Source organism: Marinobacterium profundum, from assembly GCF_001528745.1.
Lineage (GTDB): Bacteria > Pseudomonadota > Gammaproteobacteria > Pseudomonadales > Balneatricaceae > Marinobacterium_A > Marinobacterium_A profundum.
The window spans coordinates 26,695-43,927 of the sequence record NZ_BCNS01000168.1 but is presented as its reverse complement, the minus strand read 5'-3'; the positions used below and the strand labels follow the sequence as shown (position 1 = coordinate 43,927).

At 53.4% G+C, this 17,233-nt stretch carries 15 protein-coding genes and 1 pseudogene; all 16 read right to left on the bottom strand.

Going from position 1 to position 17,233, the window contains the following annotated elements; all coding sequences use genetic code 11:
- Positions 1-167, bottom strand: a 167-nt coding sequence (locus MPRO_RS26595) for a helix-turn-helix domain-containing protein (RefSeq protein ID WP_158651895.1), incomplete at its 3' end; no start/stop codon positions are given.
- A complete protein-coding gene (locus tag MPRO_RS20280; RefSeq protein ID WP_067297454.1) occupies positions 164-2,311 on the bottom strand; it encodes a P-loop NTPase fold protein in 2,148 nt (715 codons plus the stop codon). The genes MPRO_RS20280 and MPRO_RS26595, both read right to left, overlap by 4 nt.
- A 398-nt stretch (positions 2,312-2,709) precedes the next feature.
- Positions 2,710-3,835, bottom strand: a pseudogene (locus MPRO_RS25270) (ISAs1 family transposase).
- A gap of 256 nt (positions 3,836-4,091) precedes the next feature.
- A complete protein-coding gene (locus MPRO_RS20265; protein WP_067297446.1) occupies positions 4,092-5,543 on the bottom strand; it encodes an aldehyde dehydrogenase in 1,452 nt (483 codons plus the stop codon).
- A gap of 98 nt (positions 5,544-5,641) precedes the next feature.
- On the bottom strand, positions 5,642-7,372 hold the full coding sequence (locus MPRO_RS20260) for a GMC family oxidoreductase (RefSeq protein WP_067297443.1): 1,731 nt from the start codon (positions 7,370-7,372) through the stop codon (positions 5,642-5,644).
- An 86-nt stretch (positions 7,373-7,458) separates the two neighbouring features.
- The gene (locus MPRO_RS20255; protein WP_067297440.1) at positions 7,459-7,920 is read right to left on the bottom strand and encodes a YybH family protein; all 462 of its coding nucleotides are present in this window, start codon (positions 7,918-7,920) and stop codon (positions 7,459-7,461) included.
- A 190-nt stretch (positions 7,921-8,110) separates the two neighbouring features.
- Positions 8,111-8,302, bottom strand: coding sequence for a tautomerase family protein (locus MPRO_RS20250; RefSeq protein ID WP_067297437.1), 192 nt, complete (start codon positions 8,300-8,302; stop codon positions 8,111-8,113).
- A gap of 126 nt (positions 8,303-8,428) precedes the next feature.
- Positions 8,429-9,349: a LysR family transcriptional regulator gene (locus MPRO_RS20245; RefSeq protein WP_067297434.1), complete on the bottom strand. Its 921-nt coding sequence runs from the start codon at positions 9,347-9,349 to the stop codon at positions 8,429-8,431.
- Positions 9,350-9,661: 312 nt separating this feature from the next.
- Positions 9,662-10,366, bottom strand: coding sequence for a fumarylacetoacetate hydrolase family protein (locus MPRO_RS20240; protein WP_067297430.1), 705 nt, complete (start codon positions 10,364-10,366; stop codon positions 9,662-9,664).
- Between the two features lie 71 nt (positions 10,367-10,437).
- Complete coding sequence (locus MPRO_RS20235; protein ID WP_067297427.1) at positions 10,438-11,469, bottom strand: cupin domain-containing protein; 1,032 nt, start codon at positions 11,467-11,469, stop codon at positions 10,438-10,440.
- 35 nt (positions 11,470-11,504) lie between these two features.
- Positions 11,505-12,146 (bottom strand): maleylacetoacetate isomerase, encoded by a 642-nt coding sequence (gene maiA / locus MPRO_RS20230; RefSeq protein WP_067297424.1) that lies wholly within the window; start codon positions 12,144-12,146, stop codon positions 11,505-11,507.
- A gap of 35 nt (positions 12,147-12,181) precedes the next feature.
- Entirely contained in the window at positions 12,182-14,095 is a 1,914-nt protein-coding gene (locus MPRO_RS20225; RefSeq protein WP_067297420.1) for a TRAP transporter permease, read from the bottom strand.
- Positions 14,096-14,125: 30 nt separating this feature from the next.
- The gene (locus MPRO_RS20220) at positions 14,126-15,088 is read right to left on the bottom strand and encodes a TAXI family TRAP transporter solute-binding subunit (RefSeq protein ID WP_067297417.1); all 963 of its coding nucleotides are present in this window, start codon (positions 15,086-15,088) and stop codon (positions 14,126-14,128) included.
- 59 nt (positions 15,089-15,147) lie between these two features.
- Positions 15,148-15,462, bottom strand: coding sequence for a non-heme iron oxygenase ferredoxin subunit (locus MPRO_RS20215; RefSeq protein ID WP_067297414.1), 315 nt, complete (start codon positions 15,460-15,462; stop codon positions 15,148-15,150).
- Between the two features lie 8 nt (positions 15,463-15,470).
- Complete coding sequence (locus MPRO_RS20210) at positions 15,471-15,941, bottom strand: aromatic-ring-hydroxylating dioxygenase subunit beta (protein WP_067297410.1); 471 nt, start codon at positions 15,939-15,941, stop codon at positions 15,471-15,473.
- Between the two features lie 3 nt (positions 15,942-15,944).
- Positions 15,945-17,201: an aromatic ring-hydroxylating dioxygenase subunit alpha gene (locus tag MPRO_RS20205; RefSeq protein ID WP_067297407.1), complete on the bottom strand. Its 1,257-nt coding sequence runs from the start codon at positions 17,199-17,201 to the stop codon at positions 15,945-15,947.
- Between the last annotated feature and the right edge of the window lie 32 nt (positions 17,202-17,233).

Below are 17,233 nucleotides of genomic sequence, written 5' to 3'. Positions count from 1 at the left end.
TTTCTGCCGGCTTCATAACGCTGGTACCAGCGTCCAACAGTATCGGGGTGAACATTGAGCAGCTGCCCGATCTCACGGAAAGTTTTGCCTTCCAAACGGAGCCGAATGGCTTGCTGTCTGAGAAGTTCTTGTTGCTCTGTGCTGAGCTTGCGTGCGTCGGTATTCATGCGCACATTATATCAGATATAAATTGCCACCGGGTTAATACCAGCAGGTTTTTGCGGCTACGCCGAAACAGCAGATTGAGACGAAACAGCAACCCCACCGGCACGCCCCGTGACCAGCTAAACCAGCCCGGCACCGCCTGGCTACGGATATTGGCGTACAGCGAGGCGAGTAACTGCTCGCCCTTTTGGTGATGCCAGGCATTGAACCACACCGGGGTAAAGCCATAAGTTTTGAGGTCGTGGTGCAACAGGTTCATCAGCGAACTTTTGCCCGTGCCCCAGGCACCGGTAATGGCGACGGTCAACGGTGGTTCAGTTTTCGGGTTGCGCATAAAGCGCGACAGGCCACGGGCAATGGCGCCGAATTGCAGTGGGTCCGGGTCATCCGGGCGCAGCGGGCGATCCGATGCCAAAACATCCGCCACCGTTTGCACCCTGTTATCCCGCGCCTCGCGCTTGCGGTTGGCGATGCCCAGCGCCAGCAGGACGAAGTAACCGCAGGCCAGCCAGTACCAAAGCGCCGGGGTTCGCTGGTAAGTCAACGCCTGCCAGTTGTCGCGGCCCGCCGCCGCCACTTCAAACTGCTCACCGTTGCGGCGCAGCTGTTGACCCGGATGGCGTTTGGCATATTCGCTGGCCAGCACCGCTGCGCTGGCAACCACGTAATTCCAGCGAGTGCCTCCATCGTCCGAGCGCAACAGGCTACCGGCCGTACCTGCAGCCAGCAGCACTTGGTCATCAATAGCCGCCAGCGTCTCCAGGGTTTGCTCGGTGGCGGACGCCAGAGCTGACCAACTCTGGCCAGCATCCACAGACTCAATGACAGTACCTTGTTCCCCGACCGCCAGGGCACGATCGTCGTTAACCCATAGCACGTGGCGCAGGGACTGATCCGTGGGCGAGCGTATGCTACGCTCGACGTTTAGCCCTGTCGCTGTCCCGCGCACAATAGTCCCCTGATCTCCAACCCCTAACCAATAGCCTGCGCGGCCCGCTCCGTGGCTAATGGGGTTAGGCAATGACTCGGGATTACCAACAATATTGCCCTCACCGTCGCCGTATACCTGGTAGAGGCTGCCACCACTATCTATAAGCAGAGGCTCTATAGGCAGAGACTGCCTGAGCCTCTGCTCTGCCCGCTCCACCCATCCCACCGGTGTTTCGACAATGTTAAACATGACCTCACCGCCGGACCAGGTAGCGCCTTGATCGGATGAATAGATCACGGCCGCATCCAGCGCGGCATACAGTTTTTCAGCGGCAGCCGCATACAAATAGTTAATATTCCAGCTGGAAGGAAGGCTAACCAGCTGCCAGTTTGCGCCGCCGTCCAGGGTGCGATAAAGCGCGCCCCGATCACCCGCCACTACACCTATATTGGCGTCGAAAAACCACACTGAGCGCAAATCAGGCAAGAGCTCTTGCTGTGTGGACCTTGCAGGTTCTTCTATTTGCTGTGTCGGCTCTTGCTCTTGCTCTTGCTGTGCCGTCTCTTCCTCCGCCAACTGCTCCAGCTGCTGCTGAAGCTGCAACTGTTGTTGCAGTTGTTGCTGTTGCTCTAGTTCGAGCAAAAATTGGCGTTCAGCGGCAGTGTCAGGCGGCACGTCTTTGGTACCGGAGAAGCGCAGATTAGACGGTGGCAGCGGTGCCGTTTTGCTTGCCTCAGCCTCGACAGCGGCCTGCGCTTTCGCAAAAAGGGACGGCGATGCCTCTGTCACCGGTGCCTCTGCCCACCGCGCCACACCTCCGCTGCGGCTGTCGTTGTCAGCCGCAGTTACAGCAGGTGCAGAATCATCATTATTGACCTCCGTCTCCCGCCGCAACCGCTGTTGCTGCCAATGAATACCCCCGTCGACACTGTGCAGCACCAGGCCATTATCGCCCACTGCCCATACCAGGCTTGAACCGGGCACAACAAACAGATCATTGATAGCGCCGGAAAACAGCGGCAGGCGCAGGAAAGCGTTTTGCTCCCGCGGCAGGGCAAATGACTGCCAGCCGGTGGGAGCGGCCAGTGGGTAGAGACGTGGTGACTGGCGCAGCGCCAGCACTGTGATAATTAGAAAAAGGGCGAGGCTAAACGCCAGGGTAAAGGCAAACGATCGACCGACCGTCGGCGGTGCTGGAGCCTGTTTGCGCTGCATCTCGTTAACCTCCTAATCCCTGTGGTACAGGTATGCGGAGTGGCGCTATGAAAAGCTACAAAGGAGTACATGCTACAACAGTCAGTTTACGACAAGGAGGGCGCATTAGTAGCCGCCAGTGAGATAGATAACTATTCGGACCCTAGTGTAGTGTTTCACGCTATATGAAGCTTATAACGGCCCCTTTTTCCACCATCCTGCGTTGTTCGTTGTCGCCGTAGCCCCACTATGACTCCGCCTCACGCCTTGGCTGGCGAAAAAATGAGCGCGTTCTAAAGCACCACCAAGAGTGCAACACTACACTAGCAACTGAAGCCTTCAGGCCTAGTGCCAATCTGCGCGGAGTCACTGATGGCAGCATACTACCAGTACAGGCTCCCGCCAGGGCAAACGCATGATCATATTTTGATTTCCCCAAGCACTTTGAGCATGTAGTCGAGGTCCCAGCCACAGGCTTTGCGCTTGTTCTTGATGCCCACCTTGTGCGTCGTATCCTGCTTGAGAAGATTCAAGACGATTTGTCGGGCCGTCGCCAAATTTTCGGCGGCACAGCCTTGGCGGGCACGAGCGCGGTCTTCGTCGAAGGCTACATCCAGCACCCAGTGCAGACAGTTTTCGACCTGCCAGTGCTCGCGAGTAGCGGCCAAGACCTCCTGGGCCGTCAACGTGCGGCTGGAGATGTAATTGCGGATCATGGTGTCACCCTTGCGAGCGTCCTGGCGGTCCAACTGCACGGCCGCCACCGTCTTGGCCTGCCAGCGCTTCGCGGTGGCCAGTTCCGACGGCTCGTTCAGAACCCAACAGCGACGGTGTTCCTGGCGGCCGTGCTGGTGCTCTGCTCGCTCGGCAAACACGGGGCCCGGCGCGTCTTCAGGGGTGTTTTCCCAGTACCGATCGAAGTACTCGGCCACCTCTTTATGCAGACTTTTCTGGTTGGCTTTGACCGCCAGCAGATAGTCGGCACCGCGCTTGAGGATGCTATCGGCGATGCGCTTCTGACACCCCATCGCATCCAGGGTGACCAGGCACTTGAAGCTCCAGCAACGCCAACAATTTGGGAATAGCAGTGATCTCATTGGACTTACCGTCCACTTTGTATTGCCCCACCGCCATGCCCAGGTCGGTGGACCAGGCATTGACCATATGGATGGCGTCCTTGCCCTTGTTCCAGGCGGATCCTTTGACCGTCTTGCCATCGATAGCGACAGTGCCTGACAGACCGCTACCCACCATCACGTCCTGGACCCAGGTAATGAACAGGGGTCGGAAAGCTTTCGGGTCCAACAAGCTGAACATGCGACTGAAGGTATCGTGGGAGGGAATACCACCGGGCAGCGTCAGGTTCTGACGGAACCAGCCCTCTCGAGTCTGGGCAAACAGGGCGATAGAGTTCCAGTCGTCGGCCCCGCAGAGGATTCCGCAGATACTCATAAACAGAACTTCGGCAAAATTGTGAGTGCATTTTGCGCTTTGTCGAGGGTCTTCAATCTCTTGGAGATGGCTGAGCAGAGAACGCTTTGACATAGGGTATTCGCGCCTGTCCTATGATGGAAATTCTCTGAATACCAGCCGGGCTAGTCGGTTGCAAGAGAGAAGTAAGATCCGCGCTGCGCTGTGCAAAAAACGTTCATGCGTTTGCCCTGGGGGGCTTCATCAGCGACCGCAGACAATGCGAGTCAAAAATAATATGAACGTCTAAGTATTTATGCTCGTTTATATAGAACGGCGGACAAAAAGATAGAGTACCTATCTGTTTGTCCACCGGGTTCATATCATATCGTTAGAATGGGTATTGCTGTGAACTGTCTTCAATCGTGAGCCATTTAAGTTCGGTAAATTCGTCAATGACAGCGCGACCATCAAAGCGCCCATAACCACTGGACTTGGTACCTCCATAGGGCGCCTGGGCTTCATTTTGAACAGTAGGACCATTAACATGGCAACTACCCGTTTCAATGCTCTTCGCAACACTTAAGGCTCTAGTTATATCCTTGCCAAAAACTCCGGCGGACAAGCCAAATTCTGTATCATTTGCAATGTTAATCGCATCGTTCGTATCCTTAGCCCGGATAATTGAGATAACAGGCCCAAAGGTTTCTTCGCTATATACCGTCATTTCCGATGTAACATGATCGATAATAGTCGCAGGATAAAGCGACGTTTCCGACTTGCCACCCAAAACTAGTTTTGCACCTTTTTGCAATGAGTCATCAACGATAGTATTCAATCGATTGGCCGACTCTTGACTAATGACAGGGCCAATAATGCAGTTGCCCATCGTCAACGGCTGGCCAGCAGGTAACTCCATGGCCCGTGCAGTAAACTTTTGGACAAATTCATCCGCAACTTTTTCGTCAACGATAATCCGATCGGTCGACATACAAATCTGCCCTTGATAAAGGAAGGAACCGAAAATAGCAGCCGATACGGCATCGTCTATATTCGCATCATCCAGGACAATCAAAGGCGACTTATCCCCGAGCTCCAACAAGCAGCGCTTCAAATGCCGGCCACATTTTTCGGCGATAATACGGCCAACATGTGTCGAACCGGTGAAGTTCACACGTCTTATGGCAGGATCAGCAATCAGGGCTTCGATCACGGCGGGCGCATCATCGGGAGCCGTGGTAATAAAGTTCAGTACACCGGCTGGAGCACCAGCCTCGTATACGGCTTCAGCTATCAGCCTGTGTGTCATTGGGCTGATTTCAGAGGCTCGAAATACCACTGTATTTCCGCACATCAAGGGATACGCAATAGCTCTGGCCGCCAGCACAACTGGGCCATTCCAGGGGGCAATGCTCAGGCATGGTCCAACGGGCTGGCGTATCGTCATGGAGAGGGTATTGGGCTTCTCAGTCGGTATTGTTTCACCCTGGATCTGGGTTGTAAGTGCTGCCGCCTCCCTGAAAAGGTTCGCTGCCAGCATTACATTAAAGCCCGCCCAAAGATCGCTGGCACCTATTTCGGATTTCATTGCTGCAACAAATGATGCCATCTTGGTTTCTATCGCATCGGCGGATTTTAATAGCAGAGTACGTCGCTCGCCAGGAGTGGAAGATTTCCAACTTTGAAATGCCACTTTAGCTGACTCGGCGGCAATTCTAGCGTCGTTGACACTTGCGGCTGCACAGGTAGAAACTGTATCGCCAGTTATGGGATCTTGCCTCTTAAAAACTTTACCCGTCTCAGACGCCACATCTTTGTTATTAATGACCAGTTGCGTATTCATAATAAAATCTCTCCATATAGTTATATTTTTAATACCAGAAATAAGACTTAGTGCACATGTGAAAAAATAATCACACTACAGCTATTCTAACATTCATTTTATGCTAGCAGTTCCGATGCGCGCTCACCAATTAATACACATGCCGCCATCGTCGGACACGATACTATCGTCGGCATTATAGAGCTGTCTGCGATTCTCAACTTTTTTAAACCATTAACGCGCAATTCAGAGTCGACAACGGCATTGTCATCCTTGCCCATACGACAGGTTCCACTCACATGGAAGTAGGTAGTCGCACCGTTCCTGACAAAATCTACCATCTCTTTCCCCTCCAACTTTTTGCCAGGAACTACTTCTCGCTTAACATAGTTTTTCAGTGCCGGTGAGGCGCCTATCTCTCTGCACAGCTCTACACTTTTCACCAGAGCACTGACGTCGTCCGGATGATCAAGGAAATTCGCCTCGACAATAGGCCGGTCTGAATAGTCTGATGAACGAAGTTTTACTTCTCCCCTGCTCTTTGGCGTAACCAAACCGGCACAAATAGCCCAGCTCGAATTTGGCGGATTAAACTCTTTCCCCACAACATCACTCACATAGGGCAGCTCGATTTGCACTACGCTAATATCTGGCAGTTCCAGGGAGGGGTCGCTTTTCAGATAACCCGAGACCTCCGCAGCAGAGTTGCGGTGGCTCATAGCTTCGTGGGGCTCAAACAGCACTCCTCCATGCAGTAGGTGATCCTGCATGTTCTTGCCCACTTCGGGCGAGTGCACCACCGTTTCTATGTTGTGTTGCTTGAGTTGTGCTTCATCGCCGATGCCGCTTAGCATAAGCAATTTTGGCGTATTAAATCCGCCACCCGACAAGATAGTTTCCACGCCGGCAGCAACAGTACGCTGTTGTCCATTATGTTCAATCTCAACACCTACAACTGTTACGCCATCGATAATCAGCCTGTTGACATGGGTATTGACCAGTACCGTGACATTATCCTGTGCCATCACCGGATACAGATAAGACTTGGCCATATTTTGACGCCGTCCGTCACGAATGATGTGATCCATCAGCGCAAAGCCTTGGCCGCGTTCCTCGCGCAGCCCATTCAGGTCATCCAGCACTGGCAAACCCATCTGACGACACGCATCAAGCATTGCGGGCGCGACAGGCAGAGGGTCATGCGCCGGCTGACACCACACAGGTCCGTTCTGCCCCCGGTACTTGCCATTCGGCTGGCCTTGCCAATTCTCTACCCGCTTGAATACTTCCAGCGATGATTCATAGTTCCAGCGGTCGTCACCGGAGACTTTGGCCCAGCCGTCGAGATCAGCCTTGAAGGGACGTACCCAGATAGTGGCATTGATGCTGCTTCCGCCACCGAGAACCCGCCCTGTATGCTCAGGAATCGCACGACCGTTCACTCCGTCGAACGGAACGGCTACATCCCCCCATTCACGCTCAGTACCCAGATTTGTGAACCAGAGTCGAGGATCCAGTATGGACGGCGCGGTATCCCAATCACCGGCTTCTATCAACAGAATTTGCTTCGACTTGTCAGCCGCCAAGCGCCCTACCAATGCACAACCGGCACTGCCCGCTCCCACGACTATGTAGTCATAATGCTTTTGCAGGTTAATACTCTTTGTCTCTTGGCTTGAGCGGATAGCCCCCAGTTCTTCAGCCCAGGCATTTGCCTTGAACAGCGATAAAAGCCCAGCGGCAACAGCTAATTGCGTAAACCTGCGCCGGCTAATTTGACCTCTCAGCAGCGATCCCTCAAGCTTTTCAAGCATGAGGCCACTTTTGGCACTCTGGTTATTATTATTCATTAAACCACCTTGGGTACTGGCGTATTGTAGATCGCCTGGATACAGGCAATAGCAATAAAATAGCTGATTAATAACCTCTTCAACAGTTACGGCTTGAAATTCATATCCGATACTTTAAAGGTTGTGACTTGGGCTTGCATCAAGCCATCTTTAGTGACGTAGGCGTCAGCACCTCTATATGGCTCTACCAAAAATGGTGCTTCAAGTCTCCAGGATATGTTTAGTGTGGAACCTACGACATTAGTAAACTCAACATGAAACTCGGCGCCTTTTAATCCGCCATTTTCACGATCTTTACAAAAACCCAGGAAGAGATTTAAAATTTCATCGCGCCCCTGCATCCAGACACCATCTGGCAAGATAAAAACAGCGTCATCGGGATATTGAGCCATAAGCCGGCTCAGGTCACATTTATTCAAAGCATCAATATGCTCATCAAAGACTGCGGCCGGCGTCGATTGAGTTTTAAATCCCGGCATCTTGAACTCTTGCGCCAAGGCCGGGCCACAAAGACCTGCCAATGCAATAAACAGCGGAAATAGTTTCATTTTTGACCTTTTATATTTTTAGTTTGATCATGAAATGCGGCGAGCTAATAATTTAATAAATTAAACCAAAAAATCACCTTTATAAATTACATATTTATTTATATGCCTTACCTTCCATAAAACAATAAAAAACAAAAACTGTTAACACTCTGAATTTCAAAAAACAACCAATATTAATATATGGCGCAGCCTATTTCTTCAACGTTTCAGAAAAAAGCTCACCTTCAATTGCCCAGTTTTCAGTTTTAACATCATCGAAAATAACGTAGATGTACTTGGGATCAACACTTGCATGCTTTGCAATCGAATCTGTTATATCTTTGGCAATAGCTGACTTTGCACTGTCACGACCTTCAAACATTTTCACGTTGATAACTGGCATACCACTTCCTCATCTTAAGTAAAATAACAGTACCGCTGATAGCGACTACTCAAGATAATAAAGGCAATATTACAATTTATAAACCGTCAAAATATCCCCAGACTGTAGAATTAAAGTCTACAGTCGTCACAAAAATGCACCACCCTTCGACAATTTCACGAATTCATCGATGATGAAGCGTACACTGGGCAGCAGATGGCGAGTACTTGGCCAAATAATGTGTAGCGGAGTCGGATCTGGCGTCAACTGCGGCAATACCGGTACCAGTTTCCCTCCATCAACCAGTGACCGTAGCAGAGACTCAGGAAACTGCACTATCCCTGCTCCTGCGACGCACGCATCAACCATGGCGTCACCATCACTTATCTGGTGGAAACCGCCTGGATTAAAACGAATGTCGTCCCCGGATTCCGATTTCAGCAACCAGTACAGCGGGCTACCCCCACGCCACGCCATAATGCAGCGATGGCTTTTCAAGTCATCAATAGTTTTTGGGGCTCCGTAGCGACTGAGATAGTCTGGCGAGGCGCACAGAACAAGTTTCTGATCGTTGAGCTTTCTCGCAACCAGTTCATTAGTGTCGCTCAAGGGACCGAATCTGAATGCCAAATCAAATCCGGCATCCATAGGATCGATAACTTTATCGTTGAATGTAATGATCAACCTTAAATCAGGGTTATTATCAGCCATTTCAAGCAGCAATGGCATCGCCACCAAGCGCCCAAATGCAGCCGGCAAATCAACACGAACTCTTCCACTAGGTCGAGAGTGTTTTGACAGCAATGCGGACTCAGCTTCCTGAAGGGTTTCCAAAGCTAGCTGACAGCTGGCAAGATAAGACTCTCCTTCCGTGGTTAAACTCAGTTTCCGGGTGGTGCGATGTAGCAGTTTTGTGGTGAGGTGCTTTTCTAGCTTAGCTATGCTTTTACCCAGGGTAGATTTAGAAACACCCAATTCATCCGCCGCCGCGGTAAAACTGCCGACTTTGGCTACCGTCACGAAATAGACAATTGAACGCAAGGATTCAGATAACACTGGGCTAATCATCGTCTATCGACCCTGTATTTCAGGTAGTAAAAATATAACATGCCGACGGGATAGACACGACCATGCGCCCTAGCAGCCTGTCGGACTTACCACTGATCTACTGCGGAAAAGCCGATTTTGGTCATTTCTCGTCCTCTTTTTTGTTAAATAGAACCACTATTTGCCTCAAAAGAGTTCAAAAACTGCCTCAAAACGGACTTTCCCTCGCTACGATCGGCCAAGTTCGACAGGCTTCTAGATTTTGCTGATATGCAAAATTGAAGCTCACGCAGAGCTGCGTGAGCTTAGTCAGGGCTCCGTAGCCCTTAGCCCTTAGCCCTTAGCGATAATCAGACTGATTTCACCCACACCTTCGACAAATCCAGTAATCCTGTCGCCTGGCTCCACAGCACCGACACCGTCAGGTGTTCCGGTATAGATCAGGTCGCCTGGCTGCAGGTGATAGAACTTGGACAGATGGGCGATGATTTCGCGCACGTTCCAGATCAGCTTGGTGATATCGGATTTCTGGCGCGTTTCGCCATTGACGGCCAGTTCAACGGCCCCAGTCTCGACAATACCGGTCTGTGCTTTAGGCACGATAGGCGTGATCACCGCGGATTGCTCGAAGTCCTTGCCCAGATCCCAGGGACGGCCGGTTTCGCGGGCTTTCAACTGCAGGTCACGACGGGTCATGTCCAGGCCTGCGGCGTAACCAAAGATAAGGTCATCGGCATCGGTTTCGCAGACGTTGAAACCCTCTTTGCCGATCGCCACAACGAACTCCATCTCATAGTGGTAATTGCCGGTCTGCGGCGGATATTCAATCTCGCTACCCGTTGGGATCAGCGTGCTCGGGTGCTTGGTGAAATAAAACGGCTCCTGAGTCGTTTTGTCGACGCTCACACCCATTTCGGCGGCGTGGGCATGGTAGTTGCGGCCGACGCAAAAGATACGGTGCACCGGAAAGAGTGCATCGGTGCCGGCGATGGCGGTGGTGATCTGAGGCTTGCCCTGGAAAATCAATGTGCTGTTCATGTCGAGTCTCTCACGTGATGTTACGAAATGTGGGGGTACGCGTCCCTGCCCCGGATTTTCAGTACGGGTGCTTAAAAGATGCCCAGGTAGCGGTGCAGCGGTGCCTCATCCGCGGTAATAAGGAACGCGGGCTCACTGCCTGATGCATTGCTGAAGGTGATATCGGTGTAGCCAGGTGCGGATAACGTGTCCTTCTCTCGCCAGCCCAGCGCTTCGCCGCCATCAACGCTCATACGGCCCTGGCCTTCCACAATGTGATAAATGCAGGCGGTGGTGCGCCTGGGCAAGCGGATGGTCTCGCCGGGGCGCAGCATCAATGCGCCAAAGCCAATGCTCGGGAACAGACTGGCACCGGTCTCCGGATTAACGTAATCGATACGCAGCAGGTCTTCGCGATAGTGCTCGGCCATCTCGACCAGGCAAGCCCGGGTTCTGACCCAGGGATAGCGCAGCATGGGTGCTTTGGTCTCAGTGCGCTGGAAGTTGATGCTCGGCACAACGCCCGCAGCGCTGTATTCGGCGAAGGACTTGTCCCGCGGCAGCGTCTGCTGCTGTGGCACGCCTTCCATCGCCCAGGAGCCTTCCAGCTGGTACATCAGTGGCAGGTCGAGAACGTCGAGCCAGACGATAGGCCCGCTGCCCTCGTGATGGTGCTCATGCCATTTGCCCGCCGGCGTCAGAATCAGGTCACCGCGCTCCATGCGGCAAGGTTCACCGTCGACGGTGGTGTAGGCACCTTCACCCTCGACGATGATGCGTACCGCATTGGGTGTGTGGCGGTGATTGGGGGCGGTTTCGCCCGGCAATATCAGCTGCAACCCCATGTAAATACTCGGCGTCGCCTGCATGTTGCCAAGGCCGTGGCCCGGGTTGGCCAGCACCAGCACGCGGCGCTCGGCCTTTTCCATCGGCGTCAGCTCGCCGGCCTGCAGCAGCAACGGGCGCACCGCATCATAGTTCCAGTTCAGGGCTTGCGTCCTGCGACTGGGAATATTTGGCGGCAGCACCGCGCGCATGTTTGGCCACAGCGGCACCAGGTTTTGGCCGGTCAGCTCATCGCGATAAGCCTGTGGCAGTTCTTCCAGCGTCCCCAGAGCGTGCATATCAGTGTCCTCTTGTTGTAACGGTCAGTGGCTGATCAGGCAAGGTAGTCCGGCTGCTCTGCCGGGGCGGCCTGCCTGAAGGCCGGATGCTGCAGGCAGTGCTCGTATACCGCCATCACCTTTGGAAAAGCTGCAAGGTCACAGCCAAAACGCTGCGCGTTGGCCACCTGGGGCACCAGGCAACAGTCGGCCAGCGTCGGTGTATCGCCAAAGCAGAACTGGCCATGGCCGTGCCGATTAAGCAGTTTCTCGAGGGCCCTGAAACCCTCAGCCACCCAGTGCCGGTACCAGGCATCTTTCTGCTCATCAGTAACGCCCAGCTCACGTTTGAGGTAGCCCAAAATGCGCAGATTATTGATAGGGTGCATGTCGCAGGCAATGGCATTGGCTACCTCCAGTACCCGTGCCTTGTCGACACTGTTGTGCGGAATCAGGCGTGGTTCCGGAAACAGATCATCCAGGTACTGAATAATGGCCAGTGACTGAGTCAGGGACGCACCCTCGTCATCCACCAGCACTGGAACACCCCTGGATGGGTTGATCTCGGTGTATTTCGTATCGCTCTGTTCACCCACCCGGATATTGACGCCCTGGTAGTCGTACTCCAGCCCTTTAAGCGCCAGGGCGATGCGCACTCGATAAGACGTGGAACTGTTGAAAAAGCTGTATAGCTGCATGTTAGGCTCCAAAAATTTTCCTGTTGGCGCAATGATTACTTGGCCGCGATAGCCAGGCGTCTCTTGCCTGTAATGCCAAGGGCGATGAGCATTGCCAATATGATGAACCCTGCGATTCGGGCCATCGGTATCAGGTTCATACCGCCAAGATCCGGTATCAGGAACAGGATACCGACCAGCACGAAGGCAATACGTACACCGGGGCTGCGCTTATGTCCCAGAAAGCCGACCACGCCAACCGAAACAGCCCAGACACCAATGAGAGCACTGACAACCGCCACGGCAATATCGATACCGTCACCGATCAGCAGCAGTGCAGGCGAGGACACGAACAAAAACGGTACTATGTAGGCCGTCCAGCCCAGTCGCATGGCGGTAAACGCCGTTTTCATTGGGCTGGCTTTGGCGATACTGGCGGCGAAAAAGGCACCTATGGCAATAGGCGGTGTGATCATCGACATCATACCCATATAGAAAATGAACAGATGCGCAGCGATGGGTTCCACACCCACCTGGACCAGCGACGGGGCCACCAGTACAGCCAACAGCATGTAAACACCTACGGTGGGCATGCCCATCCCCAGCACGATGCATACCCCTGCAGAAATGAGCAGCAACAGAAACAGATTGCCCTGCCCCAGCTCCACCAGAAAATACGTCAGGCCAAAGCCAAGACCCGTGATATTCAAGATGCCGATAATGAAGCCGGCGGCGGCACCGATCATGATGATATCGACGATGGAGTGCCCGGTTTCGGCCAGCGAATCCCGGATATCCCTCAGAGACATGCGCTTGCCCTTGTAGCCCCTGGCCACACCCACAACCAGTGCCCCCAGGGCGCCCCAAAGCGCAGCGGTTTCGGGTCGCGAGTTAAAGAAAAACAGCGCGCCTATAACGGCAGCAAAGGGAATAACGAACACCCACCCCTGTGAAAACACCTGGCGTTTGGGTGGAATCAGCGCCGGATCAATGCGCTTGATATCTTCCTTGGCGGCTTCCAGGTCAACCTGAATGTAGAGGGCGGCGTAGTAGAGAATGGCCGGCACCAGCGCAGCCAGTACAACCTGTGCATAGCTGATCTGCAGAAACTCAGCCATCAGAAAGGCCACGGCACCCATCACCGGCGGCATAATCTGCCCGCCTGTCGAGGCCACCGTTTCTATCGCCGCCGCCGTGTGCGGTTTAAAGCCACCCTGCTTCATCATGCGAATGGTGACGACACCGGTTGCAACAATATTGGAGACAACCACACCGGAGATAGAGCCGAACAAGGCCGACGCGATAGTTGCGATCTTGCCGGACCCACCGCGCGAATGCCCCATCAGCGACAAGGCCAAATCGTTGAAGAAATCGGCGCCACCGGAGCGCAGTAGCAGCTGACCAAAGAGCACGAAGCCGATCACGATGGTGGCCGCGACACTCAGGGTGAGGCCCAGCATGCCGTTGGTATCAAGGCCGACATAGACCATCAGGCGATCAAGCTCCACCTCCCGAGTCTGCAGTGGGCCGGACAGGTTATGCCCCACCAACGCAAACACCAGAAAGCCCAGCACCACCAGCACCAGCGAGAGTCCGACAACGCGTCTTAGCCCCTCCAGCACCAGCACAAAGAGTATCCCTGATATCACTAGGGCCGAGAGCGGCATATCGAGTTGTCGCTCCACCAGGTCTGGGTATTCCACGGCAAGATAGAGGCTGGCAACAAGACCCAGAGCACCGATCAGGCTATCGACACTGCGGCGCAACAGCGACGCCTGTGGCTTAAGAAACACCAGCGCAAGGCTGATACCCAGAATGACGGCAAGGTATTGTTCGGTAAAAATCGACATGCCGACCCGACTAAACAGATCAGATGCATAGGCGATAGCGGCGATGGCAATGAAGACCCCTAACAGGGTTCGTATCAATGGCAGCGCAGCAGGCTCGCGAACCTGAGAATGATGACTCATGAGGGGTCCTCCAAAGGCGTTCAGTAATTTTTATTCCTGCCAGAGACCTTTTTCCTTGAAGTAGCGCACCGCACCCGGGTGGTATTCAACGCCCGGATACAGCTTGTGCGGCGCATCGACCGCAAGATCACGAAAGCCTGGAAACAATTGAGCCAGATCGTCCTTGTTTTCCAGCACCGCGCTGACCAGTTGATAGACGGTCTCTTCCGACACACCCTTGCCCACCACCAGCACGTTGTCCCAGGTCACCATTTCCATGGGTGCGTCTATACCCGCACGGTGAGGCGCCGGATTGACAACGGAAAAGTAAAACGCGGGGCGAACCTTCGCCATCGCGGCCAGGGACTGTGCATCAGTCGCTACAGGGAGAAATTTGACGCCCCCCACCGAGGCATCAACTTCGGCGACCTTGGGGCCACCCACCGCAAAATAGGTAGCGTCGAGTCGGCCCGACGCCAGGTTATCAGCGGCACGGATCAGGTCAGGTACCGGTACTTCGTCGACATCACTCCAGCCAAGTCCGCCGGTCGCCATCATGGCCGCCATGTGGGAGCGCCCCAGTGGAAACGCATTCCAGCCCGATGCCACCTGTTTGCCAGCCAGATCTGCGACGCTGTCTATATTGGCGTCCCTGCGCACAAAAATGCCGATCGGTTGTGGGCTAATCCGCAGCGCAACCTGAAGGTTGCCTCGCTTGCGGTCGTCGTAATCTGCCTCGCCTTGCGCGGCGATGATCACGTCATTAATGTCATTGATCGCGAACTCGGCAAGGCCCTTATCGACCGCATCCATCATGGCGCGGTTACCGCTGAACGGCTGCACCACCACATTAAGGCCCTGCTTGGATCGGGCCACGTTGGCTATGGAGGTGCTCATCGTATTCCACACAGACCCCTGGGGCGGGGACGCAAACGACAGCATCTGGGCCGATACCAGCGCTGAGCACAGCGACAGTGAAACACCTGCGAACAGGGATATGGCTGACTTATTCATGATTATTCTCAACTTTATTTATCGTTATATTTCTAGGGTGCCCATGTACATCGAGCGCGTTACTCAATTAGAAGCAGCACCTCTTCTCCGTTTACACGGGACTGATAGGACTTGATATTTTCCGTCAGGGGGTCACACATGGCCTTGCCGCTTTTGATGCAAAAGCGCCCCTGATGCAACGGGCATTCGATTTCACCATCTTCAAGAAAGCCATCGCTTAAGAGGGCCTGGCCGTGGGTACAGACATTATCAGTGGCGAATACCTCACCTCCGAACTTGTAAAGTGCGATGGGGTGACCGTTTATCGTTATACCAATAACATCATCATCGGGAATATCGGCAAGACTGGCGGCTGTTATCCAATTATCACTCATGGCGCACCTCAGATCGGGTAAATAAGCGAGTTAAGAATCATGTCGTTATCGAATACGCATGTACGTGATTCAATTCGCAGTCCATCCGGTGTCTGACGAATCCGATCAAGATAGCGACCGACATTGAACACCTCGGCGATGCCGTCATTTTTCGTCCGGAATACCGCATAGTTTGCCTGCGCCTCAATCAGCCCCGTCGAGATGCTTGTAATGCGAGGCGCGGAAATAACATGATTCTGTCGATAGGGATCATGAAAAATTGTTTCGGTAATACCGTAGATACGATCTTTCAACATGCCTTTGCTGCTAAGGGAAAGTGCAGCCATCGGCAGGTTACGATCAAAATTTTCCCGCGACTGAACTCGATAGGTGCAGTCGTCGGTGAACATCTCCAGCCAACGATCCCAGTCTGCGGCATCAACGGCAGCGGCATATTCCTGGTTGAACTCTGTCAGCTGAAGATAGATTTCCATATTCATTGCTTATACCCCCATGACCTTGCGCCAGTACTTGTACATACCGCGAATTAGCGTTTCAGAGACCATGTGGTCGGTATCTTCGATGTCGCGACCGCCCAGTTCCGCCAGCGTTCGATGGAACGGCTTCTGTTCAAAGCCTTGCTGGGAAAACTCGATCACTTCACCGTCGTCTGCCGACACAAAGCCTGCAGGCCCGAACAGGTTGGCCTGACACAGGCGCCGCTCGGTCATCTCGGGGGTGTCGTCTTCGTAGCCAAAGTGCGTCCAGACAAAGTCAAAGGATCCATGGCCGTTGGGCTGGATATGACGGGTACTGACGCTGTTGACCTGCTGTTGCAGAATGACACTGGGGAACAAGGTCATCATCACGGCAGTCGGGCCATTCCACCAGGGCTCCATCTCGACATCCAGGAAGCGTGGGTCATTCAGCTGCATGGATTCCTTGAAGCTGGAAATATTGGTTGTCTGCGCGTTTTTGCCACCCTCGCCCTTGGTTGAAATCATGGCGGCATGGCGATGGTGGCGGTCCATCTTCAGCTCGGAGCGGTTGTCTGCGCGCCAAAGGCCAAAAGTGACAAACCAGGTATGCAGCAGGCCCGGATGGTAGGGGTCCTTGATATTTTCCATCATCAACTTCCAGTTGCCCGGAATACGCTGATTGTTGTAGCCCAGCACCTTGAGTTTGCGACCGTTAAACATGCGATCGAAGTAGGCAAGCATCTCGGGGCCGATGAAGTCCTCGAAAGGCTCCACGTCGGCATCAAAGCTCGCGAATACCACACCGCCACGTCGGGCGACTTGTAGTTGAGTCAAGCCGTGTTCTTTGGGATTAAAGTCCTTGGGCATGCCCCCCTTTACAGCACCGTCCTGTTTTACGCCGCGACGAAAAGGCACCCCCTGCAGATTGCCTTCAAGATCGTAATTCCATTGATGGTACGGACATACGAAGCTTTTTACCGTGCCATGTTTCTCGCGGCAGAATTGCATTCCACGATGGCCGCACACATTTTCGACAACGTTAATGCCACCTTGTGCATCGCGCACCATAATCACGGAACGCTCACCCACAACAGTACGTTTGAAATCACCGGTCTCGGGTATTTCAGCCTCAAGACCGACATAACACCAGTGGCCTTTATAAAACAGCTTTTCCAGCTCTTGCTTGTGAATATCTTTACTGGTGTACGCCCAGAAAGGGATACGGCTGGTATCGGGCTGATCCCATACAGGCAGCAGCGGAATAAGATTTTCCTGACTCATATCAGTACACTCTCTTATAGTTTTAAATTGTA

What these genes read in the sequence shown, in the direction of transcription:
- MPRO_RS20255 (WP_067297440.1), bottom strand. Translation starts at nt 7,920, where the DNA reads ATGAAACTATTTCCGCTGTTTATTGCATTGGCAGGTCTTTGTGGCCCG.
- MPRO_RS20220 (WP_067297417.1), bottom strand. Translation starts at nt 15,088, where the DNA reads ATGAATAAGTCAGCCATATCCCTGTTCGCAGGTGTTTCACTGTCGCTG.
- MPRO_RS20205 (WP_067297407.1), bottom strand. Translation starts at nt 17,201, where the DNA reads ATGAGTCAGGAAAATCTTATTCCGCTGCTGCCTGTATGGGATCAGCCC.
- MPRO_RS20210 (WP_067297410.1), bottom strand. Translation starts at nt 15,941, where the DNA reads ATGAATATGGAAATCTATCTTCAGCTGACAGAGTTCAACCAGGAATAT.
- MPRO_RS20215 (WP_067297414.1), bottom strand. Translation starts at nt 15,462, where the DNA reads ATGAGTGATAATTGGATAACAGCCGCCAGTCTTGCCGATATTCCCGAT.
- maiA (WP_067297424.1), bottom strand. Translation starts at nt 12,146, where the DNA reads ATGCAGCTATACAGCTTTTTCAACAGTTCCACGTCTTATCGAGTGCGC.
- MPRO_RS20250 (WP_067297437.1), bottom strand. Translation starts at nt 8,302, where the DNA reads ATGCCAGTTATCAACGTGAAAATGTTTGAAGGTCGTGACAGTGCAAAG.
- MPRO_RS20240 (WP_067297430.1), bottom strand. Translation starts at nt 10,366, where the DNA reads ATGAACAGCACATTGATTTTCCAGGGCAAGCCTCAGATCACCACCGCC.
- MPRO_RS20260 (WP_067297443.1), bottom strand. Translation starts at nt 7,372, where the DNA reads ATGAATAATAATAACCAGAGTGCCAAAAGTGGCCTCATGCTTGAAAAG.
- MPRO_RS20280 (WP_067297454.1), bottom strand. Translation starts at nt 2,311, where the DNA reads ATGCAGCGCAAACAGGCTCCAGCACCGCCGACGGTCGGTCGATCGTTT.
- MPRO_RS20265 (WP_067297446.1), bottom strand. Translation starts at nt 5,543, where the DNA reads ATGAATACGCAACTGGTCATTAATAACAAAGATGTGGCGTCTGAGACG.
- MPRO_RS20235 (WP_067297427.1), bottom strand. Translation starts at nt 11,469, where the DNA reads ATGCACGCTCTGGGGACGCTGGAAGAACTGCCACAGGCTTATCGCGAT.
- MPRO_RS20245 (WP_067297434.1), bottom strand. Translation starts at nt 9,349, where the DNA reads ATGATTAGCCCAGTGTTATCTGAATCCTTGCGTTCAATTGTCTATTTC.
- MPRO_RS20225 (WP_067297420.1), bottom strand. Translation starts at nt 14,095, where the DNA reads ATGAGTCATCATTCTCAGGTTCGCGAGCCTGCTGCGCTGCCATTGATA.